This window comes from Echinicola arenosa (assembly GCF_014841125.1).
GTDB classification, from domain to species: Bacteria; Bacteroidota; Bacteroidia; order Cytophagales; family Cyclobacteriaceae; genus Echinicola; species Echinicola arenosa.
In genome coordinates this window covers 974,731-997,642 of the sequence record NZ_JACYTQ010000002.1, presented here as the reverse complement: position 1 = coordinate 997,642, position 22,912 = coordinate 974,731, and the positions used below count along the sequence as shown (strand labels likewise).

The following is a 22,912-nucleotide window of genomic DNA, read 5'->3' as shown; positions in this document are numbered from 1 at the left end:
GGTCAAGAGTCAGCTGGAAACTTCTGATTATTATGGTTATTTTCAAATTGGCTGATATTGCCAATTTCAATATGATCAAATATACCTATGAAAAAGAGATTAATTCTTGTGGCTTGGGTGATAAGCTGTGTGCCTTTGCTGGTTTCAGGTCAAGATGCCCAACTGACTTTGGACCGCATTTATTCCAATGAATTTAGACAATCAGGTTTGCCTGCCCTGCAATGGGTAGATGGAGGAGAGGCCTATGCAGTGGTGGAGCAAAATACAGAAGGGTTGCCGGAAATTGCCAAATACACCACATCCTCAGGAGAAAGAAGCCTATTAGTGGAGGGAAACCAACTTTTTCCAAATGGGAAAAATAGCTCCATAGGCGTGGAAAGTTTTGATTTTTCCCCCGATAAAACCAAACTGATGATTTTTACCAACTCTTCCCGGGTTTGGAGAGCTAATACGAAAGGGGATTACTGGGTGCTGGATTTGGAAAGTGGTGAATTGAGTCAATTAGGCTCTGACTTTCCTGCTTCTTCATTGATGTTTGCTAAGTTTTCTGAGGACCAAAAGAAAGCTGCCTATGTTTATAATTTTAACCTTTATGTGGAGGATTTGGAAACGGGTTCTGTTACGCAGCTGACAAAAAGTGGTGGAGAGGAAATTATCAATGGCACCTTTGACTGGGCATATGAAGAGGAGTTTGGGGCTCGGGATGGTTTTAGGTGGAGCCCTTCTGGCCAGCAATTGGCATTTTGGAATTTTGATATTTCCAAAGTGGGTACTTTTTATATGATCAATAATATCGATTCCGTTTACTCCGAATTGATTCCATTGCAGTATCCTAAGGTAGGTCAGGATCCTTCTTCAGTGAAAATTGGTCTTGTTGGCTTGTCTGGAGAGGAAGTCCAGTGGATTCCCATTCCTGGTTCCAGCATCCAAAATTATATTCCTGGGATGCAGTGGGTGGATGCTGAAACACTTTTGATCCAGCAATTGAACCGTCATCAAAGTAAGCTGACGGTGTGGCGTTACAATGTCATTTCTGAAGAACTAAAAGAAGTATATGTAGAGACAGAAGATACTTGGGTGGATATTTATTATCCCGATGTTTCTGCGGGAGGTTGGGAAGAGAATGATTTGAAGCTGGTGGATAATGGCACTGCTTTTCTGAGAATGACAGAAAATGATGGATGGCGACATGTATACAAGGTGGACATCATGAGCGGAGATAAAACTTTACTTACTCCATCGGAATTTGATGTGGCTTCCATTGCAGGTATGACCGAGAAAGAGCTTTTCTTTCACGCTTCACCAGAGAATACCACCCAAAGATATCTGTATAAAACAGACCTAAAAGGCAAAGGTAAAATCAGCAGGTTGACGCCAGATGAGCTGGCTGGGATCAATTTGTACAATTGCTCACCCAATGGGGAGTTTGCCATACTTACCCATAGTAAAGCCTTGTCTCCAAATACCTATCATTTGATCGATTTAGAGAAGCATGAAGAAGTAAGGACATTGGAAGATAATGCAACCTACAAACATCAATTGGCTAATTTGGCATTGCCAGAGGTGGAGTTTTTTCGAGTGACTACAGATGAGGGTGTACAAGTGGATGGAAGAATGATCAAGCCAGTAGGTTTTGATGCATCAAAAAAATACCCAGTGCTCTTTCATGTTTATGGTGAGCCATGGGGAGCGGTAGCCACAGACAATTTTGTGGGATTGTGGAATATCATGTTAGCACAAAAGGGTTATATCATCATCGATATGGATAATCGCGGAACGCCATGCTTAAAAGGCAGTGAGTGGCGTAAAAGTATTTACCGAAAAGTAGGTGTTATCAATGCAGAGGATCAGGCCATGGCGGGCAAGAAGGTTTTGAGCAAATATAGCTTTATTGATCCTGAGCGTGTAGCGGTGTGGGGCTGGAGCGGAGGAGGTTCCATGACCCAAAACCTGCTATTCAAGCACCCAGAGATTTATAAAGTGGGTATGGCTGTGGCAGGGGTGTCCATGCAATTGATCTATGACAATATTTATCAAGAACGTTACATGGGATTGCCACAGGAAAATTTGCAAGATTTCATCAAGGGTTCACCTATCACCTATGCCAAAAACTTACAGGGTGATTTGCTATTGGTTCATGGAACCAATGATGACAATGTACATTACCAAAGCCAGGAATTGTTAGTCAATGAATTAATCCGCTATAACAAGCAATTCGATATGATGGCCTATCCAAACAGAAGCCATGGGATTTATGAGGGGCCAAACACGAGAAGGCACCTTTACACACTATTGACCAATTATTTAATGGAGCATGTTCCTGTGAATGATTGATCTTAAAGAAATGACTTGGTATTGAATAAACAGGTAGGGGAATCTAAGCATAAATCCTCTACCTGTTTTTTAGGTAAAGTCTCTTCAGTATCCAATATTGATGGCAATAATAATTGCTACAATCCCCAAGCCCATGAGTATCAAAGTAAGCTTAAGCGCAAAAGCAAACCATTTGTTAAAGGAAATACCGGCAATGCTGATGACAGCCATTAGTGCTCCATTGGTGGGGATAAGCATGTCCATCATAATAGCTCCATATTGATAGGCGAGGACACAGACTTGTCTTGAAATGCCCATGAGATCTGCCAAAGGTGCTAAGATAGGCATGGTCATGATGGCTTGGGCAGAATAACTCGGAACGGGAAAATGCAGCAAGGCCTGTGCGGCCATCATAAATAGGGTTGCGATACTCTTGGGTAAATACTGCAAGGGGGTAAATAATCCATAAATAATGGTGTCGATAATCATTCCCTGTTGCAAGATTAAAGTGATACTATTGGCCAAACCAATGATGATGGCCGCAAAAGTCATTTCTTTAAAACCTTGAATGAAGGATTCGGCAGTACCATTGAGTCCCAGTTTTCCTACTAAGCCAGCTATGATTCCTAAAAGAAAAAACTCAGCTGACATTTCATTGAACCCCCATTCCAAGACCACTAATCCATAAATTACAATCACAAAGGCAAGGGCGGTAAGGCAGAGGATCAGGATACTTTTTCCATCCATCTGATGTTTTTCGGCTTGTTCTTTTTTTACTTTTTCAACCCGGTTTTTTTGTGCATAACGGATGATCAGAGTGGTCCACAGCAGGTAGGCTAGAATTAAAATTACAATGCGATAGATACTACCAGAAAAGAGAGGGATTTCAGCTGCTTTTTGGGCTACAGCCACACCAAAGGGATTCATTGGGCTAAAGGAAGAACCTACCACGGCTGCACCATAGCTGATTCCAACTGCGACTAATGAATTATAACCCAGCCGGTTTGCAAAAAACAATAAAACCGGAACCATGGCAATGATTTCTTCTTGAAGGCCATTAAGAGCACCACCTGTGGTAAACAGTAAGGAGACGATGGCCAGCGCAACGGATTCCTTTCCCTGTAGTTTATCGGTTATGAATTGGATGCCATCCTTAAATGCTCCTGTTCTATCTACTACAAAGAAAGCGCCTCCCAACAGGAATATCAAAGCGATTAATTCTGCCCTTCCAGTAATGCCTTCGGGAATTGAAAGTAGGATTTGCCCAACAGTAATGGATGGTGCTTCGATCTGAGAATAGGAGTTTGGAACGACCGTAACATACCCAAGGTCTGGATTATGAACACGTTGGTATTCGCCTTTTGGAAGAACATAAGTCAGCAAGCTTACAAAAAGAATAAAGCCCAACATGATGACCAAGGCATTGGGGAATTTTCGCATAGGTGAGAGCTAAGTGTATTATAAATTAAGGATAATTGGTATAAATCGCTACAGGTGAAAGTTTTAAATAATGGCTTTTTGAAAAATTAGGGAGAAGTTCCAAGCGTTTTTGATTGATGGTAAAAGGAAAGTTGACAGAAATTAATAAGTTCGGGATCGAATATTCCAAATCAAACTTTAGTCTGTTTATATGAACCTGTTTACTCCAAGAATATTATTTGGATTGTGCTTATTGACTGGATTATTATCTTGTGAGCCACAAAAAACCGAAATTCCTATGGAAGATGGTGTTGCTAAAAATCTGGCAGATTTCCGAAAAGAGCGAATCAGCGAAGTAAAGTATACCATGAGTTTTGATATTCCTAGTGAAAAGCAACTCCCAATACCAGCTACTTTGGATTTGAGTTTTCAGTTGTCAAAAAGCAATCAGGACATCTACCTTGATTTTAGTGCTCCTTCGGATCACCTGCTAACCATGATGATCAATGGAGACACTTCTGAAATAATACATGAATTGGAGCACATTTTATTGCCTGCCGAAAGTCTTAAATCAGGAGATAATGAAGTACAAATTGAGTTTGTAGCTGGAGAAACTTCTTTGAATCGCAATGAGGAATACCTCTATACCTTGTTGGTGCCAGACAGGGCACGTTCACTTTTTCCTTGTTTTGATCAACCGAATATTAAAGCCATTTACCAACTCAACATAACAGCACCAAAAGACTGGAAAGTAATGTGTGGAGCATCAGAGTTGAATCGAGTGGAGAAGGCTGAAAAAATCATTCATCAGTTTGGAGAGACGGATCAGATGAGCACCTATCTTTTTTCCTTTGTTGCAGGGAAATTTCAAGTGGCACAAGAAAATCGAGCTGGTTTGGATATGGAATTGTTTTATAGAGAAACCAATAAAGAAAAAGTAGAACAAAGTGTTCCCGCTATTTTTGAGCTCCATGAAAAGTCAATGGATTATTTGGCAGAATATACAGCATTTCCTTTTCCTTTCCAGAAGTTGGATTTTGCCACAATACCGATTTTCCAATATGGTGGGATGGAACATGTAGGAGCCATTCAATATAAAGAACCTAGTTTGTTTTTGGATGCCACTGCTACGGATAGCCAGCTTTTGGGAAGGGCCAAATTGATCGCCCATGAGACGGCCCATATGTGGTTTGGAGATTTGGTGACCATGGACTGGTTTGAAGATGTATGGCTAAAAGAAGTCTTTGCTAATTTCATGGCGGATAAAATCGTCAATCCCTCCTTTCCAGAGATCAACCATGACTTATTGTTTTTGGTCAGTCATTATCCTGCAGCATATGGAGAGGATAGGACCCAAGGTACTAATCCCATCAAACAACCATTGGAAAACCTGAAATATTCGGGCACCTTGTACGGGAATATTATTTATCATAAGGCCCCTATCATGATGCGTCAATTGGAAACAGTCATGGGAGTTGAAGCTTTTCAGAAGGGAATTCAAGAATACATGCAAACCTATCAATATGGAAATGCTACCTGGGCGGACTTGGTGAGTATTTTGGACAAAGGTACAGCGATTGACTTGGGAAAATGGAGTGATGTTTGGGTAAATCAAATAGGGAGGCCAGTATTTTCCGAAACTATCCATTACGAGGATCAAGGAAAGATTTCTTCTATGAAAATTGCTCAATCGGCGGAAGATGGAAGCAATAACTTTTGGCCGCAGGTGTTTGAGTTGGCGTTTGTCTTTGAAGGTGAAGTGAAGGTTATTACTGTGGATATGGATAAGCCGCAGATGGATGTTGATGAAGCAAAGGGACTTTTTAAACCTAAAGCCATCTTGTATAATTCCAATGGATTTGGGTATGGCGTTTTTCCAGTTCATGAGTATGAATTGGCTTATATTCCCCATCTGGAGGATGAAGTGGCTCGTGCACAAGGTTATATCAATGTTTATGAGAATACATTGACAGGAAAGATTTCCCCAGATCAGGCATTGGAAATGTGCCTTAATGGACTCCAGCAGGAAGAAAATGAACTCATCATTCGAAATATCAGCGGACAAATGGGTAATTTATTTTGGAACTACCTTTCGGAAGAAAAACAAGAAAGCCTTCAATCAAGAATAGAAAAGGTACTCTACGAAAGGTTACAAGGAGATTTTCCGTCCAATGTCAAAAAGACCTTGTTTGACCTATATTCTTCATTGGCTTATAAAGACCCAGAAAGGGAACAGTTATTCAGGGTTTGGAAAAAGGAAGCCATCATCCCTGGATTGAAGCTTAATGAGGATGACTTTACCCATATGGCTATGAAACTGCTGCTTTTTGACCATCCTGCCTCCTTGGAGATTATTAAGCAGACTAAGGATAATATCAGTAATCCTGACAAAAGAGAACGGTTTGAGTTTCTTCTTCCAGCGCTCTCCTCCAATGAGGCCGTAAGAGATCAATTGGCAAGTAGTTTTGCCGAGGCAGTAAATAGGGAGAAAGAGTCTTGGGTTAGTTCAGCTCTTGGCTATATTCACCATCCTGTGAGACAGCAAAGCGGGATCAAGCATTTGCGGATGAACTTGGACTTACTTGATGAAGTTCAACGGACTGGGGATATCTTTTTTCCAAAGGCCTGGTTGAGCAATAGTATTGGGCAATACAGTTCAGAGGAAGCCTATGACATTTTACAAGAGTTTTTGGCTGCCAACCCTAAACTTAATCCAGTTTTGATGAAGAAATTGATGCAGGCATCCGATGGGTTGCTTAGGGCCCACATGATGCGGGAAAATGAAAATCTGTAAATGGCCGATTCATTGCTCGATCCTGAAATCTTGAGCAGATTCTAGTTATATTTATCCAAGCGCAAAAAGTTTGTTCATGAAAAATCCGACCTACTACCTTGACAGACGAAAGTTTCTTCAACTTTCAGGCCTTATACAGGAGGTATGCTGCTTACATCATTTTCCCCTCTGATAAACAGTTCAAAGTTAAGAATCGGTTTAGTGACAGACTCACATTATGCTGATGCAGCTCCAAAAGGTACAAGATATTACCGGGAATCATTGGCTAAGATGCAAGAGTTTGTTGAGGTGATGAATCAGGAAAAGGTGGATTTTGTAATTCACTTAGGAGATTTCAAAGACCAAGATGAGCAACAGCGTGAGGAGGATACATTAAAGTTTTTGAAAGACCTAGAGCAAGTCTATGCTAAGTTTGATGGACCTAGGTACCATTGTTTGGGGAACCATGATGTGGACAGCATTCGAAAGGAACAATTTTTAGCGCATGTGGAAAATACTGGGGTGCAGAGCGGAAAGAGTTATTATTCTTTTGATCACAAAGGTGTCCATTTTATAGTTTTGGATGCCAATTTCCACCGTGATGGGAGGGACCATTATTATAAAGAAGGAGCAGATTGGCAAGACCCAAATATTCCAGAAACGGAGTTGGAATGGCTTAAGTCAGATCTTCAAGCTACCCAGCTCCCCACTGTTGTATTTTGTCACCATCCTCTTTTTAGATATGACCATGGAGGGAGTCAAATGCATGTAAGCAATTATCAAGAGGTAAGTAAACTGCTGGTTGAACCAGGGAAGGTGATGGCTGTTTTCCAGGGACATGTCCATGAAGAAAGTTTTGCACAAGAACATGGGATTCACTATGTCACGCAGTATGCTATGGTGGATGGTAGTGGATCAGATAATAGTAGTTTTTCGATTATTGAAATAGATCATGGCGGTATTGAAGTACTGGGATATAAAAGAGCTTCTTCTGTTAAGTTTGCTGCTCAAGTATAATCGAGGTTAAACTAAAAGGTGAAAATTTGGGTTAAAGACCAAGAATAAAAATTGGCAAAAAAATGAACAAGATAAGCTGGAATAAACCTTACTTATATTTTTTGATCCTTTGTGTGTTAAGTTGGATAGTTTCCTTGATCTCAGGATTGGAAACCAAGAGCATTGATTTTCAAGTAAAGGAGACCTATTACATGGTGAATTATAAGGTCATTTTGCATGCACTCAGCCTTTTGTTTGGCGTTTTGGCAGGAATCGCTTGGCTAGTTGATTTTGTAGTTAAACAAAATAAATTCAATAAGCTTTAACTGAAAGTACATTTATTCCTTGTCAGCCTCTTCCAAGGTGGTCAGTAACTTATGAAGAGTTGCTTTAAATTGGATGAGCTCTTCAGCAGGGAGCTTGATGGTCTTTAATAGATTTTCGGGGATGCATTTAGCGCTTTTTTGCATTAATTTTCCTTTTTCGGTTAAAGTAATGTCAACCTGTCTTTCATCCTCTTTTGACCTGACTCTTGTGAGTAGATTTAGTTGCTCCATTCGCTTTAACAAAGGAGTGAGGGTATTACTGTTCAAAAAGAGCTTTTCAGATATAGCACTTACTTTTAGGCCATCTTGTTCCCATAGTACCAGTAGTACCAAGTATTGGGGATAGGTAATCCCAAGTTCTGCTAACAAGGGTTGGTAGGCCCTTGTTAGCAGTCTTGAGGTAACATATAGGGGAAAACAGATTTGATTTTCCAGCTTTAGATGATCTTCTGGGCTCATGCTTAATTTAAGCTAATTCAAGTTTTACGTCCACATTGCCTCTGATCGCATTGGAATAAGGGCAGGCTTTGTGGGCGGCCTCCATTAATGCTTGGGCTTGTTCTTTATCCAAGTTAGGGATTTTCACCAATAGTTCCACTGCCAAACCAAATCCTCCGTTTGATAATTGACCTATTCCTACTTTGGCATTGACTTCGGTATTTTCAACTTTTACCTTTTGTTTTTGGGCAATGAAATTGAGGGCACTGTCAAAACAAGCAGCATATCCAGCTGCGAAAAGTTGCTCTGGATTGGTGTAGGCGCCGCCTTCTCCACCCATACTTTTAGGAACCCTCACTTCAAAATCCAGTACATTGTCACTAGATACGACATGTCCATTTCTGCCACCTTGTGCCTTGGCTTCGGCTTCATACATTAATTTCATGCTATTATATCTTTTAAGATTAAATCGTGTACGATATAAAAACACATTTATATTAAATTGGTTCAGAATGGGTATAAAAATTTCTTTTCTTAGCAGATTGTTTTCGTATTCAGGCTGCAGTATTTTAAAACTAATTTGGTTATAAGTGGAGGAGAATTTATTATTCTTTGTATGCTAAGATATCACCAGGTTGGCATTCAAGGACTTCACAGATCAGCTCCAAAGTACTGAAGCGAATAGCTTTGGCTTTACCTTTTTTGAGAATGGATAAATTGGACATGGTGATTCCAACTCTTTCTGATAATTCAGTGAGAGACATTTTTCTTTTGGCGAGCATTACATCCAAATTTACTATGATGGACATTTTAAATGGTTAAGTCGTTTTCTTCTTTAAGTTGGGCCCCCATTCTAAATACTTCTGCAATAACAAGGAGGAACATTGAGCCGAAAATACTTTCAAAATTCAGGAAGGCAAAGAAATTGATTCCTGTAAAATCCACTTCGGGAAACTGAAGGTATTTGCTCAATTGGCTAGATGTCACCGTAGATGTAATCCTATCAGTGAAGTAAATGCCTATTCCAAGCAGGGCAATCCACCTTAGCCGGACAGCATTTTCTACCAGCAAAAAAGCCTTCTTTTTGACAGATTTTAAAATTCGAATGGTAAAAATAATGGAGAAAAGAATCAACAAAGTGGTCAAAATGGTCATAAAGCTGTAAAAGAGCACCAAGCCTTTTGGAGCAAAAGAAGTTTTGATGACGCCCAATGCCGATACAATAGAAAAAGGTGTAGTATTTCCATCTCCCCACTGCACAATTCCTAACTCTTCGGGAAGGGAGAAGTAAACCACAAAATTGGGTGGAGGGACAATGTTTTTCAACGCTCCTTCATTTGGGATCAATGTAACAATTATTAAAACGGAAGACATGACTAATGAAATCCATATCAGTATTTTCATTGCTTGAAAGATGAATATCAATATGTCAATGGATTGAACGCCATGGTCTTGGTCTTGCTGATTCATAATTGTTTGATTTGTAGGTTATAAAAATAAATTTAGTAATTATTTATTGTTTATCAATAAATAATTTATTTAAATCAATAAATTTTATGATCAAATTTTTTTAAGCATCGTACTTTTTAGGACATTTGGTAGACGGGATTCACTTTATGAATTTTGTAAAAGAACCCAGTAATATGATGATTTTATCAAATAGCTGATCTAAATTGAATGGAAAATTATTTATATTTCAATTATTGATTTTGAAATGAAGTTTTGATTTATGTAGACCAAACGAGTGAAGAACGACATCATTGACCATGCTAAGGATGCAGTTATTTGTTTTAATTTGCAAGGCGATATAACTTACTGCAATTCTGCTGCCTGTAAATTATTAAAATATAGGGAGGAAGAACTGATAGGCCTAGATCAAAAGATACTTTTGCCACCGAATAGTGAAGAAAATTTTGATCAAATCAGAGACGCTATTCTTTTTAATGAAGACATAGCTCCCCTGCAAACCGAGCGATTAAGCAAGCAAAAAACGAAAGTGGCTGTCTCCGTTCAATATTCTCCCATATTGAGTGAAGCAGGGAAGATTTTGGGTATTTCATCCATTTTAAGACAAGTAAGCCAATTTGAGAAGGCAGGAAATAAAGCCCAGGCTCTATTGGAAACAGCACCAGATGCGATGGTAATCGTCAATGAGGTAGGGCAAATTGTTTTGGTGAATGAACAAACAGAAATTATGTTTGGCTATAAAAAGACGGAACTTCTGGGAAGTGAAATAGAAATATTGATTCCCAATAAATTTTTAAAGCACCATAAGCAATACAGAGATAAGTATATTCAAAAGCCCAAGAGCAGAAAAATGATCAAAGGGATGGAGCTGAGTGGACGGCAAAAGAATGGTGAAACATTTCCTGTTGAGATATCATTAAGTCCCCTAAATACAGAAGAGGGACTATTTGTATCAGCTGCTATCCGAAACATTACAGATAGAAAAAGGGCAGAAAATAAGTTCAAAGGTTTATTGGAAAGTGCTCCTGATGCCATTGTCATCGTGGGGGAAGAAGGTAAAATCCAGCTCGTCAATGCACAGGTAAAAAACTTATTTGGCTACGAGAAAGAAGAACTCATCGGAGAACGAATCGAGCGATTGATCCCAGAGAGATTTAGAGCTCAGCACCCTAAGCATCGTGACAGTTTCTTTTCCAACTCCAAATTAAGGCCTATGGGAGCCGGGTTGGAATTGGCGGGTCTAAGGAAAAATGGCCAAGAGTTTCCTGTTGAAATTTCCCTTAGCCCCTTGGAAACAGAAGAAGGGATTTTAGTGAGTGCTGCGATACGTGATATCAGTGATCGAAAGGAAGCCCAAAGGGCGCTGGAAACTTTCAACCAACAGCTTCAAACTAAGAACAAAGAACTGGAGCAGTTTGCCTATGTGGCATCCCATGATTTGCAGGAGCCACTACGTACGGTAACCAGTTTTACGGAACTTTTGGCTGAGAACTACGGTCACCATTTTGATGAAACAGGAAAAAAGAGCATGCGATTTATCTCAGAAGCAACTGGGAGAATGCGTCATTTGATCCAAGGATTATTGGATTATAGTAGAATTGGCAGAGACCGGGCATTAAACGCTGTAGACTGTAATCAAATACTGAAAGAGATACAGAGTGATTTGAATTCCACTATTCAAGAGTCAGGGGTTCAATTCACGGTTTATCCATTGCCAGAGATAAGAGGTTATGAGACGGAATTGAGATTACTGTTCCAAAACTTGGTTACCAATGGAATTAAATTTAGAAGGCCAGATGTGTTGGCAGAGATTCAGATTTCTGCAGAAAGTAAAAATGAAGAATGGGTTTTTGCTGTAAAGGACAACGGTATTGGCATTGAAGAAAAATATGCAGAAAAGATTTTTATAATATTTCAACGATTGCATGAAAGAAACAAATACGAGGGCACAGGAATTGGCTTGGCACATTGTCAAAAGATAGTTGAATTGCACGGAGGTAATATTTGGGTAGAATCAAAAGTAAATCAAGGAAGTACATTTTATTTTACGATACCAAGGATAACTTAAAAGCTATACGATGATTTTCCAGTATTAAGATTGAACAATAAGTTTGAAGGAAAGTTTTAAATTCAAGCCTATTAACGTATCAGGGCTAATCACCATTAAATAAGTAAAATAAGGCTTCTTATATTGACGATAATCAGATAACGTAACATGAAAAATAAGCTAAAATGTATTCTATTAGTAGATGACGATGAGCCCACCAACTTTATCAATGAGATTATCATCAAGAGGACGGAGTGTACCGAAAATGTGGTAGCCGTGCAAAGTGGATTTGCGGCAATAGATTACCTAATAGGGGTTGAAGAAGGTAAAAATTTACAACCCGACCTGATATTCTTGGACATCAACATGCCTGCAATGAATGGTTGGGAATTTTTGGAAGAATATAGAAAACTTCCCGAACATCAAAAGGTAAAAAATATCATCATTATGCTTACGACGAGTCTTAATCCGGATGATGATGCTAAGGCTCGAACTTTCGAGGAGATTTGTAGATATGAAAGTAAGCCCTTGACAGCTGATAAGATCCAAAATATCATTAACTTATACTGCTATCCATCTGAATAGTGATTGAAATTTTTTCACTTAAAAACAATTAACTATGAGTTATCTCAATACAGGAATTGAATTGCCCGGAATTTCTGAATTGCTGTTTTATAAAGGTCCTACTGGTAAAGCACTTTCACAACTGGCCCAGACCATTTTGCGAGGACCTTCAGGCTTGACATCTGGAGAGCGGGAAATGATTGCTTCCTATGTCTCAAAACTCAATGATTGTGAATTTTGCCATCAATCTCACAGTGCTGCAGCCAATGCTATTTTATTGGATGGGGGTAAGACTATAAATTGTCTTGTTGAAAACCCAGAAACTGCTCCCATCTCAAATAAAATGAAAGCACTCCTGAGGATTGCAGCGAAAGTCCAAAAAAGTGGCAAGGAGGTTAATTCAGAAGATATCGCATTGGCCAAATCGGCAGGGGCCACCGATGAGGATATTCATGATGCTGTACTGGTGGCTGCCGCTTTTTGTATGTACAACCGCTATGTGGATGGTTTGGGAACAGCTTTGCCAGCACATCAAGAGGAGTATTTGCCAATGGGAGAGCGTCTTGCGAAAAAAGGATACAAGTATCCACCTTTATTTCTCAGGAAGTTTGTCCTAAAGATGATCACCCGAAAAAGGCAAAAGAAAACAACATAATACTTTGCAATAGCACTTTAGAAAAAGGCCTGAATCAAGTATACGAGCCTTTCTACTATATGTTTGTCTTTAGATTTACTTTGGCTTTGGTTGATTTTATTTAAATTGATACTGATCAATTTGATTCCCAATAGAGTAGCCAAATGAAAAAAGCCTCTTACCTGTTATTGTTTAGCGTTTTCACCTTAATCTTTTCAGTAGATGTAATTGGCCAAACACCACAGCGGCCAAATGTAATCTTGATTATTACTGACGACCAAGGCTATGGTGACTTTGGTTTTACAGGAAATCCACATGTGAATACCCCAAATATTGATCGATTGGCCGCTGAAAGCGTTCGCTTCAATCAATTCTATGTTTCTCCGGTTTGTGCACCAACCCGATCCAGTTTGATGACAGGAAGATATTCTCTCCGCACGGGCATCAGAGACACTTATAATGGTGGAGCCATCATGGCCACTGAAGAAGTGACCATAGCTGAAATGCTGAAAGCAGAAGGTTATCAAACAGGCATTTTTGGAAAGTGGCATTTAGGAGACAATTATCCCTCTAGGCCAATGGATCAGGGCTTTGATGAATCTATAATTCATTTGTCAGGGGGCATGGGACAGGTAGGTGATTTTACCACTTATTTTAGAGGAGACAGCAGTTATTTTGATCCTATACTTTGGCATAACGGAGAGCAAGAAGCTTATCAAGGTTATTGTTCTGATGTTTTTGCTGGCGAGGCAATTGATTTCATTGAGAAAAATGCGGATAAACCCTTTTTCTGTTACTTGTCTTTCAACGCCCCTCACACACCGCTACAGGTTCCAAATGAATATTATAATAAGTATAAGGATATAGATCCTTCAGTAGGCTTTGATGAATCTGTCAAACCATACACAGCGATGACTCAAAAGGATAAAGGAGATGCCCGTAAAGTGTATGCCATGGTAAGCAATATTGATGACAATGTGGGCAAGTTATTGCAGAAATTGATGGAGTTGGAATTGGCAGAAAATACGATTTTGGTCTTTATGACAGATAATGGGCCACAGCAAATGCGGTATTTGGCGGGTATGCGTGGAAAAAAAGGAGAGGTGTATAGAGGTGGGGTAAGGGTTCCATTATTGGTGAAATATCCGGCAAAATTTCTTGGTGATGTTGACATCAATATCACAGCAGTTCATATGGATGTTATGCCTACATTGGCTGAAATGTGCCAAGCTAATTTGCCTAAGGGTCGCCAGATTGATGGGAAGAGTTTGGTCCCTTTAATGCAAGGAAGAGAAGTAGATTGGTCCAACAGGCCACTTTTCTTTTATTGGACACGCAAGTACCCAGAGCTGTACCAAAATATGGCTTTGCAGGAAGGAAATTACCGTTTAGTTGCTCACGCAGCCTATGATGCCCCTTTAAAGGAATTTGAGCTTTTCGACCAGCAACAGGATCCTTTTGAGCGAATTGATCTTAGCGAAGAGTATCCTGAGCAGGTAAGGTCCATGAAAGTAAAACTAGATCAAATGTATCAGGATTTAGTTCATTCAGTGAATATAATGAACCAGCCTTTAATTGAAATAGGGAATGAAAAGGAGCCAATTACTTTCTTAAATAGAAATGATGCTGGTGGGGCAAGGGGTATTTGGAATCAAGAGGAAATTTTTGGGAAATGGGCAGTAAAGGTTAATCCGGGAAACTACCGTGTAAAATTCAAATTTATGAAGCCAGTACCGGCTGGAGGAAAGTTGGTTTTAGAGTTGGGACCTCATGTTTTTCAAAAACACATAGGAGAAGAAAAGGATATTTTGGTAATGGAAAAAGTTCCATTGGATGCTATAGAGGCTGATTTGATACCATTTTATTCAATCAATGGAAAAAACCTTATGCCCTTTTGGGTGGAAATAGAGAGAATGGCGTATTAGTAATATAACAGAAAAAGAAAAGATGCTGGCAGGTCAACTGTACAATACTTTGAGTCCTGAGTTGCTCTCACAATATCACAAAGCACGAAGATTGATCAAGTATCCATCTGGACGCAGAAGATTTACAACAGAGAGAATTAGAAGACCTGAAGGGCAATCACCAAATGAACCTATTTACAGAACTTTTTCCAAGCCAGTGGATATAGGAGGTAATGTTTGGACAGGAGGAAATGTGTGTATCATGCCAGGGGCAAGTATCGGAGGTAATGTAACCATTGGGGCTGATTCCGTTGTGACTAGAGATATTCCTGATAATGTCCTGGCTTTTGAAAACCCTTGTAAAGTCATCAAAACATTGGAGGAATAAAATGGGAAAGACATTTCATATATTGAATGGGGATGCGTTGATGAGCCGATTTCCTTCAGCATTTCAAGGAGATGTAATTGTTTTTAGAGAATGTTTGGTAGATGGTGACGTAAGCGGGGAATCTGATGAAGAATTTTACCAAAATCGAGCATCATTTATCAGTAGATCATATGGAGAGTTTACACCTGAGAGTTACTTTGAAATGACTGTTCCAGAATTGGAAAAGATAAAAGATATTCCAAAACAAAGCACAGTTAATTTATGGTTTGAAGATGACTTGTTTTGTCAGGTTAATTGCTGGTATGTTTTAGATAGGTTGAAGGGACAGGATCATCAGGGAAAAATTTATTTGGTAAGACCATTTACATCATTGGAATATGGTTTTGCCGGCTTGGATGAACAAGGATTGATTTCGAACTTTGAAAGGCGCCAAGAGCTGAAAAACAGTGAACTTGATGTGCTGGGTAAGCTATGGAAGGCTTATCAGTACAAAAATGACAATGAACTGTTGAAAATAGCAAACGAGTCAATCAATTTTGCTGATTTTTTGAAACCATCTGTGAATGCAGAAATAGACAGAAAGTCTTCTGAGGGTGAATTGGGGAGACCTGAAAAGAGTTTGCTAAAAATTATGGAGGATTTAGACACAAGGGATTTTGGGCCAGTTTTCCAAGAGTTCTGCAAGCGTGAAAGTATTTATGGTTTTGGGGATTTACAAGTGATGAAGCTTTGGAGAAAATTGACGGAAAGTACGTGATGGTTTGGGTTTTATTTACACATTTATAGTATTAAACTGATTGTAATTTTCGCTATTGTTTAAGCCTTAGTTGTATATTGAGCTTGAATAGTATTAGTACGGATCTTTATTAATATTACCTTATGAAAAGAATTAAAAAGTTCGGAGTTATTCAAACAGCCAAAGTAGCCGGCTTAATTTATGCCATTGTATCGGCCATTTTCCTGGTGCCATTTGGGTTGTTTTCGATGATGTTTTCCTTTGCTGATTTTCCCATAGCTGGTATGGGCCTTGGTGGTTTTTTCTTTATAATGATGCCTATTTTTTATGGATTGATTGGGTTTATTACTGTAGCGATTGGTTGTCTCATTTACAATCTTATTTCAGATAAAATAGGTGGGATAGAAGTGGAAGTGGAAGACAGTCCAGCTCCTTATACTTATGGACAAAATATCCAGGAAACTACCGAATAGACCAAAAACCTGATGATATGAATTTATAGTAAGGTATTGCAAAGGTCAATATCTAAAGCAGTTTTGCTTGAAAATTAAGGTCTTGGAATCTTTTGAAAAATTGTATTGAATACATCATTCTTGTTTTTGGTGATCCTCACTTTTGTGCCATCTATCATTTCCAATATTCCTCCGTGTTCTTTTAGAATGCGGACTACGTGGTCTGGATTGATAAGATGTGAGTTGTGAACCCTTAGAAAACCTTCTTCTTCAAGTATATGACCAAGGTCTTTTAATTTTCGAGAAACTAGCATCACGTTAAGTTTATTTTGGTGATTGAGTACTGAAATTTTGGAATAATTGCCGTCTGCTTCACACCTCACTATTTCATCGACATTCACGATTTCATATCCCTTAAGGCAAGGAATGGCGATCTTTGAGGGATGATGTTTTCGCAAATCAATTAGATTCTTGAGCAATGTTACTTCTTCAGATTTTAAGATCTTATTTTTTTGGGAAATCCATTTTTGGACGCAATTATTCAAGCTTTCCTCACAAAGGGGTTTTAGAAGGTAATCGAACACATTATGTTTGAATGCTTCAAGGGCAAAATTCTCATGTGAGGTCAATAGAATTACTTCATATTTTGGATGAGAGATCAGCTCATCAAGTTGTTCCAAAAAAGTAATTCCATTAACCGGACTCATTTCTATATCCAGAAATAGTAAATCAAAATTACCCCTTCTCGCTTCCCCGTCCTTTAAGAATAACTCTGGACTTAAAAACTGCTTCAATTCTGATAATTGAATATTACATTTCTTTAAGAGTTTTTTGAATACTACATGAGCTGTCAAGTCATCATCTACAGTTATAATGCTAAGTGGATCCATATCCTAAAAGTGTAGTGATTTCTTAATTTTATCATAATTTAATCAAATTAAAAACAAAAAACATAGTTTTAAAACCGTTTTTTTGATTTTATAATTAAGTTTTTAAAAACATATAGTTTCTTATCTATCAGCAAAATGAATATGGTTATACATTAAATCGGTATAGATATACATCAATTTGTATTATATCGTATTGTACCTCATTTTTTAGCACATATATAGGTAAATTTATATAGAGAACTTTTACCATAAATATTTAACCTTCAGTTATTTAAGAACAATAAAACTTAATAACCATAAATTTTTATTAGCTATGAAGATCAACACCTTTTACCCAAAACCCCCAATGATAAGGATTCTTTCGTTCCTTAGTTTTCAGGTCATCCTATTGATGAGTTTAGTATTTATTACGGGATCGTGTACGGATGAAGAAGAAGTAAGCAATGATATTGAAAGCCTTTTTCAAACTTTGTCATCAAGGTATGATTTGGGAATTTCTGATGCAGCCCACCGAGGAATCGATGAGTTTTACTTTTTGGCCCCAACCATTGTCGAGGAGCCGGCATATTATGGGAATTTTCACCCGAACCTAAAACCCGTTGTAGAGATCAGTAATGATTTCGAATTTCAAAAGATTCACGCATCTTTCACTATGGATGATGGATCTTTTGAAAAAATCAAAGTTGATAAAGATAAGGGACAGTACTCTGTCAACTGGGATTCTGGAGAATCTGGTGCAAAGAGCGGAGGGATCTATAGATTGCGAGTTAGAGTTGGTAAGAAGGTACTTGGGTCCTTGGACGTTGCGATAGTTCCAAACAAGGATGTAAAAGTGAGGAAGAAGTTGATTCCTCTGGTAGAGAATGAAGTTATGAAAGTGGTCTTCAGGATAGAGGACAAAATCTGTCCAGCTAGGATAGAAGTTACTCCAGATGAAGCCACGGTAATGATTGGAGGCACAAGGCAATTCCAAGCTATTGTCTATAACTATTATGATGAGGTTCTTGAGGATCAAATTATCCAATGGGAAATAGAGGATACCGATATTGCATCTGTAGATGAAAATGGTTTGGTAACCGGTTTAATGTTTGGAGTAACCAATGTCATAGCAAAAGTTGGAGATGTAAAAGTGATGGTTCCTTTGTTTGTCCAAGAAGGTGATGATGCTCCTAGGCCAGGAAGAGATGTAGTAGTGTTTAACGATGTGAACCACTTAGACAATACAGGACTAAATGATCCAAATAATGTGTTATTGGTTAGAAACCTTGTCAATTATACGACCATTGGAGACAGGGCAGAAGGATCCAAAGTGCTGTTTGATTGCGGAAGAACCTCTGGGTACGCTGCTGCATGTTCAGAAGTTGGTACACACAGCGATCTGCATGAATTGATCATTTCCTATGGTTTTGATCTGGAATTTATCAATTCCTCTTTAGACCCATTGACAGATATACCTGATGATGTGAAGATTTTGTTCCTATGGTTACCTAAGGTCCAATATACTGTTGAGGAAATCAATGAAATGAAGGACTTTGCAGAAGAAGGTGGTAGAATAATCTTTATTGGTGAATGGGACGGATTTTATACCAACGTCGGTTTGAATGTGGAAAATCAATTCCTGATCAATATGGGGGCCTTTATGAGGAATGTGGGAAATGCGGTAAACTGCGGTTACAATCTTCTACCCCAAGAATCACTTAGAGAACATCCAATCACTAGAGATATGACAGGAATCACCATTGCTTGTGCTTCTGTGATAGAACTGGGTCCAAATGATTATGCTTTGTTTTATGATTTGTCCAATACCTTGGTATTGGGTGGCGTAGCACAGATTGATACCAATCCAATTACTGAGTTGGCCACTAGTAGGATGCAATATGATGAAAATGCAAGATTGCAGCTCGAGCTTGATCCTACGAAAACTACAGGCTACTGATTTTAAAAGTAGTGTGTCTTATGAAAAAGGGAGAATTGGATTCTCCCTTTTTTATTACGTATATTATTTGGAAACTTTTTAAGAACCCAAAATCCAAATTGTATGGAACTGATTACACTAGAAACTTTCGATAATGCAGTGGAGGCTCATTTACTCAAATCCAAATTAGAGAGTGAGGGGATACAGGTTTTTTTATTTGATGAAAATACCGTGACCTTAAATCCGATGATCAGCCAAGCTATAGGAGGGATAAAGCTAAAAGTTTTTCAAAATATCTTCACTTCTGCTGTTAAGGTTTTGAACAAGTACAATGATTCACCGATATTGAATGAAGAAGGAGAGATATTAAAATGCTCGCATTGCGGTTCACATCGTTTGGTGTCTGAAACTAGTTATTTTGAAAATGGGAAAGGAATATTGGCTATGTTTATTTCTTTGGTTCTAATGGTTTTTCCAATTTATGCTAAAAGAGGACATAGATGTATGGAATGTAATAAACAGTGTAATATGGAGTATTAACGTATTATTTTTGATAATAAATTAATTTTTGTAATATTTGACAGTTTTATACATGTGAAGCTGTCAAATTATTGAACCTTTTACCTTTTTAGCATGACCAGAGACCAACAACTTGCTTATTGCAAGACCTGCACTAACAGAAAATTGGATATAGAACAAGGCTTAATCTGCTCCTTAACTTCAGAAAGGGCCTCATTTACTAACCAGTGTGGTGATTACGTGGAAGATATTGCTGCAAAAGCCCACTTAAATAATGAAGTAGCATTAGGAAAAGAAGACCTAAGAAGTAAGCTACCAGAGGATACTTATGAGCGTTTAAGGTTTGAGCAAAACCTTCCTATGTCTATTTTTGGTGGCTTGTTGATCGGTATAATTGGTGCTGTGATTTGGGCAGCAATTACGGTGGCAACCAATTTTCAGATAGGTTATATGGCCGTGGCGATCGGTGCAATGGTGGGGTATTGTATGCGCTATGTGGGCAAAGGGATCGATCCCATTTTTGGAATTTTGGGAGCTGCCATAGCTGTTTTTAGCTGTCTTTTAGGTAATTTTCTAAGCTCAATTGGTTTTATTGCCAATGCTGAAGGTTTAGATTTTGTAGAAGCCTTGTTTTTGTTTGATTATAATTATTTGATTCCGTTAATGACTGAGACATTTAGCTTTATGGATTTGTTGTTTTATGGAATAGCTGCAGTCGAGGGATATAAATTTGCTTTTAGGGTAATCACCGAAAAAGACCTTTCTTCGATGTCGATGAAGTAAAGAATTTGGAATAACGCTTATGAATAAACTAGTCATTAGAAGGCTGCTGGCAGGAATGATTGATTATGGCTTTGTAATGATCTATGCCATGATTTTGCTGGCCTTCTTTAGTGGCTTGTATTTTCTGATTCAGGTAAACCCTGCTGAAGTCCACCCTTTGTTGGCACAGGGGATGGGCTTTTTTGTTTTGACCTTACCGGTATTTTTTTATTTTTTTAAAGCTGAAAGTGGGTCACATCAAGGAACATTTGGAAAGCGTTTGATGCGCATCAAAGTGGTTTCGGGAAGTATCTTCATTCGAAATTTTTTAAAGCTTCTCCCTTGGGAAGTAGGTCATGCAGGAGTCCATTGGATGATTTTTTACGCAGAAAAAGGGCAGGAAGTACCCTTATGGGTATGGGTGCTATTGATTTTACCACAACTGGTTATGCTGTTGTATTGGGCGAGCATCATAATTTATAAAGGAAAGAGCAGTCTTTATGATCTAGTGGCCAAATGTTTCCTTCACCAAGGCTAGTCATTCTAGGATTTCTTGTGTGGAAGTGGCTAGTTCAGGTCTATACTTAATTGCTTATATTACTAATTACTATTGGCCTAAATTTAGATTTATGAAATTAAGAACCCTGTCACTTTATAGCTTTATCCTTCTTATCTCCTGCACTTCTCCAAAGGATTTTGATATCATTATCCGAAATGGTGAGATTATTGATGGAAGCGGCAATTCTTCATTTGTGGCAGATATAGGTATTATTGCAGATACCATTGCAGCTATTGGTGATTTAAAAGGGAAAACCGCTATCCAGGAAGTGGATGCAGCAGGGCTTTCAGTTAGTCCCGGTTTTATCAATATGCTGAGTTGGGCAGTAGAGTCTTTGATTCAGGATGGTCGATCCATGAGTGATATCAAGCAGGGGGTGACTTTGGAGGTTTTTGGAGAAGGGAGTTCATGGGGTCCTCTGACTTCTGCCAGCAAAAGGGAGATGAAGGAAGACCAAGGGAAGATCCAGTATGATATTCCCTGGAACACATTGGGAGAATATTTGAGCTTTTTGGAGAAAAAGGGAGTTTCCACGAATGTAGCCTCCTTTGTCGGGGCCACCACCTTAAGGGTAAATACTGTTGGTTATGAAGACAGGGCTCCTACCAAAGAAGAACTGGACAGTATGAAGATGATGGTTCGGCAAGCTATGGAAGAAGGAGCCATGGGAATTGGATCATCTTTGATCTATGCGCCTGCTTTTTATTCCAGTACCGAAGAATTGATTGCTTTATGTGAAGTGGCTGCAGAGTATGATGGAATGTATATTTCCCATTTGAGAAGCGAGGGAAACAAGCTGTTGGAAAGTTTGGATGAGTTGATAGAAATAGCCGATAAGGCGGGCATCCGAGCGGAAGTTTATCACCTCAAGCAAAGCGGCGCATCAAATTGGGATAAGTTTGATGCAGTCGTTAGAAAGATAGATTCGGCGAATCAGGCGGGCCTTGAAATTTCCACGGATATGTACAATTATACCGCAGGGGCCACAGGTTTGGATGCCGCCATGCCTCCTTGGGTTCAGGAAGGAGGGTACGAAGCTTGGTCTGCCAGATTGCAAGATCCTGCAATTCGTGCCAAAGTAATGGAAGAAATGAAAAATCCGGAAATCGAGTGGGAAAGCCTGATGCAGGCTGCTGGGTCAGCAGATAAAATGATCTTGGTAGGATTTAAAAATGATACGCTCAAACATTTTACGGGAAAAACATTAGCTGAAGTTGCTGGGATTAGGGGGAAATCTCCCGAAGAAACCGCCATGGATTTGGTTATCCAAGATGGCAGCCGTGTAGGAACAGTTTATTTCCTAATGTCAGAAGAGAATGTAAGAAAGCAGATTAGACTTCCTTGGATGAGTTTTGGTTCGGATGCACAGTCAATGGCGGCAGAGGGAGTATTCTTGACCTCCAGCACCCATCCTAGGGCTTATGGCAATTTTGCTCGGCTTTTAGGAAAATATGTCCGCGATGAGCAATTGATATCATGGGAGGAAGCTATCTACAAATTGACCCAATTACCCGCTTCTCATTTAAAGATCAAAAAAAGGGGATTGATCAAAGTGGGCTATTTTGCTGATTTGGCCATTTTTGATAAAACAAAGATCCAAGACAAAGCGACCTTTGATGAACCTCACCAATATGCGGAGGGAATGGTTCATGTTTTTGTCAATGGAGAGCAGGTATTGGAAAATGGCGAACACACTGGAGCTTTGCCAGGAAGGGCAGTGAGAGGGCCAGGGTGGATTGGTTGGAAGTGAGGTGCTTTATTTGGGCGATGAAGGTTAAATTATTTTTCTAAATTAAAGTTAATGGGCACC

22 protein-coding genes are annotated in these 22,912 nt (G+C 39.0%); 16 read left to right on the top strand and 6 right to left on the bottom strand.

Going from position 1 to position 22,912, the window contains the following annotated elements; translation table 11 throughout:
• Window positions 1-87: 87 nt before the first annotated feature.
• Window positions 88-2,334: a S9 family peptidase gene (locus tag IFO69_RS08950; protein WP_192009718.1), complete on the top strand. Its 2,247-nt coding sequence runs from the start codon at window positions 88-90 to the stop codon at window positions 2,332-2,334.
• Between the two features lie 84 nt (window positions 2,335-2,418).
• Here the strand turns inward: IFO69_RS08950 and IFO69_RS08945 are convergent, their stop codons facing one another.
• Window positions 2,419-3,753: a YfcC family protein gene (locus IFO69_RS08945; protein ID WP_192009717.1), complete on the bottom strand. Its 1,335-nt coding sequence runs from the start codon at window positions 3,751-3,753 to the stop codon at window positions 2,419-2,421.
• A 277-nt stretch (window positions 3,754-4,030) separates the two neighbouring features.
• Here IFO69_RS08945 and IFO69_RS08940 point away from each other — a divergent pair, with 277 nt between their 5' ends.
• From IFO69_RS08940 to IFO69_RS08930, 3 genes are all read left to right on the top strand, one after another.
• Window positions 4,031-6,526, top strand: coding sequence for a M1 family metallopeptidase (locus IFO69_RS08940; RefSeq protein WP_225444055.1), 2,496 nt, complete (start codon window positions 4,031-4,033; stop codon window positions 6,524-6,526).
• A gap of 144 nt (window positions 6,527-6,670) precedes the next feature.
• Complete coding sequence (locus IFO69_RS08935; protein ID WP_225444054.1) at window positions 6,671-7,522, top strand: metallophosphoesterase family protein; 852 nt, start codon at window positions 6,671-6,673, stop codon at window positions 7,520-7,522.
• A 62-nt stretch (window positions 7,523-7,584) separates the two neighbouring features.
• The gene (locus IFO69_RS08930; protein ID WP_192009714.1) at window positions 7,585-7,827 is read left to right on the top strand and encodes a hypothetical protein; all 243 of its coding nucleotides are present in this window, start codon (window positions 7,585-7,587) and stop codon (window positions 7,825-7,827) included.
• 12 nt (window positions 7,828-7,839) lie between these two features.
• Here the strand turns inward: IFO69_RS08930 and IFO69_RS08925 are convergent, their stop codons facing one another.
• The 4 genes from IFO69_RS08925 to IFO69_RS08910 form a co-directional block, all read right to left on the bottom strand.
• Window positions 7,840-8,286: a MarR family winged helix-turn-helix transcriptional regulator gene (locus tag IFO69_RS08925; protein WP_192009713.1), complete on the bottom strand. Its 447-nt coding sequence runs from the start codon at window positions 8,284-8,286 to the stop codon at window positions 7,840-7,842.
• Window positions 8,287-8,293: 7 nt separating this feature from the next.
• Window positions 8,294-8,710, bottom strand: a complete 417-nt coding sequence (locus IFO69_RS08920; protein WP_192009712.1) for an organic hydroperoxide resistance protein — start codon at window positions 8,708-8,710, stop codon at window positions 8,294-8,296.
• Between the two features lie 160 nt (window positions 8,711-8,870).
• Window positions 8,871-9,074: a helix-turn-helix domain-containing protein gene (locus IFO69_RS08915; RefSeq protein WP_192009711.1), complete on the bottom strand. Its 204-nt coding sequence runs from the start codon at window positions 9,072-9,074 to the stop codon at window positions 8,871-8,873.
• Window position 9,075: 1 nt separating this feature from the next.
• Window positions 9,076-9,735: a DUF2975 domain-containing protein gene (locus tag IFO69_RS08910; protein ID WP_192009710.1), complete on the bottom strand. Its 660-nt coding sequence runs from the start codon at window positions 9,733-9,735 to the stop codon at window positions 9,076-9,078.
• A gap of 274 nt (window positions 9,736-10,009) precedes the next feature.
• Between IFO69_RS08910 and IFO69_RS08905 the strand changes: the two genes are divergently transcribed.
• From IFO69_RS08905 to IFO69_RS08875, 7 genes are all read left to right on the top strand, one after another.
• Window positions 10,010-11,800 (top strand): PAS domain-containing sensor histidine kinase, encoded by a 1,791-nt coding sequence (locus IFO69_RS08905; protein WP_192009709.1) that lies wholly within the window; start codon window positions 10,010-10,012, stop codon window positions 11,798-11,800.
• Window positions 11,801-11,947: 147 nt separating this feature from the next.
• On the top strand, window positions 11,948-12,364 hold the full coding sequence (locus tag IFO69_RS08900) for a response regulator (RefSeq protein ID WP_192009708.1): 417 nt from the start codon (window positions 11,948-11,950) through the stop codon (window positions 12,362-12,364).
• Window positions 12,365-12,398: 34 nt separating this feature from the next.
• A complete protein-coding gene (locus IFO69_RS08895) occupies window positions 12,399-12,998 on the top strand; it encodes a carboxymuconolactone decarboxylase family protein (RefSeq protein WP_192009707.1) in 600 nt (199 codons plus the stop codon).
• A gap of 143 nt (window positions 12,999-13,141) precedes the next feature.
• The gene (locus tag IFO69_RS08890) at window positions 13,142-14,902 is read left to right on the top strand and encodes an arylsulfatase (protein ID WP_192009706.1); all 1,761 of its coding nucleotides are present in this window, start codon (window positions 13,142-13,144) and stop codon (window positions 14,900-14,902) included.
• Between the two features lie 22 nt (window positions 14,903-14,924).
• On the top strand, window positions 14,925-15,269 hold the full coding sequence (locus IFO69_RS08885) for a hypothetical protein (protein WP_192009705.1): 345 nt from the start codon (window positions 14,925-14,927) through the stop codon (window positions 15,267-15,269).
• Window position 15,270: 1 nt separating this feature from the next.
• Window positions 15,271-16,026, top strand: a complete 756-nt coding sequence (locus tag IFO69_RS08880; RefSeq protein ID WP_192009704.1) for a DUF1835 domain-containing protein — start codon at window positions 15,271-15,273, stop codon at window positions 16,024-16,026.
• Window positions 16,027-16,148: 122 nt separating this feature from the next.
• Window positions 16,149-16,478 carry a hypothetical protein gene (locus IFO69_RS08875; protein ID WP_192009703.1) on the top strand — a complete coding sequence of 110 codons (330 nt, stop codon included), beginning with the start codon at window positions 16,149-16,151 and terminating at the stop codon, window positions 16,476-16,478.
• A gap of 74 nt (window positions 16,479-16,552) precedes the next feature.
• On the opposite strand, the gene IFO69_RS08870 is transcribed toward IFO69_RS08875, so the two are convergent.
• A complete protein-coding gene (locus IFO69_RS08870) occupies window positions 16,553-17,347 on the bottom strand; it encodes a LytR/AlgR family response regulator transcription factor (protein WP_192009702.1) in 795 nt (264 codons plus the stop codon).
• 391 nt (window positions 17,348-17,738) lie between these two features.
• Here IFO69_RS08870 and IFO69_RS08865 point away from each other — a divergent pair, with 391 nt between their 5' ends.
• The 5 genes from IFO69_RS08865 (at window position 17,739) to IFO69_RS08845 (ending at window position 22,852) form a co-directional block, all read left to right on the top strand.
• Complete coding sequence (locus tag IFO69_RS08865) at window positions 17,739-19,283, top strand: Ig-like domain-containing protein (RefSeq protein WP_192009701.1); 1,545 nt, start codon at window positions 17,739-17,741, stop codon at window positions 19,281-19,283.
• 102 nt (window positions 19,284-19,385) lie between these two features.
• Complete coding sequence (locus IFO69_RS08860) at window positions 19,386-19,802, top strand: putative signal transducing protein (protein WP_192009700.1); 417 nt, start codon at window positions 19,386-19,388, stop codon at window positions 19,800-19,802.
• 93 nt (window positions 19,803-19,895) lie between these two features.
• Window positions 19,896-20,564 (top strand): hypothetical protein, encoded by a 669-nt coding sequence (locus tag IFO69_RS08855; protein ID WP_192009699.1) that lies wholly within the window; start codon window positions 19,896-19,898, stop codon window positions 20,562-20,564.
• Window positions 20,565-20,583: 19 nt separating this feature from the next.
• A complete protein-coding gene (locus IFO69_RS08850) occupies window positions 20,584-21,081 on the top strand; it encodes an RDD family protein (RefSeq protein WP_192009698.1) in 498 nt (165 codons plus the stop codon).
• 91 nt (window positions 21,082-21,172) lie between these two features.
• A complete protein-coding gene (locus IFO69_RS08845) occupies window positions 21,173-22,852 on the top strand; it encodes an N-acyl-D-amino-acid deacylase family protein (RefSeq protein WP_192009697.1) in 1,680 nt (559 codons plus the stop codon).
• Window positions 22,853-22,912 lie beyond the last annotated feature (60 nt).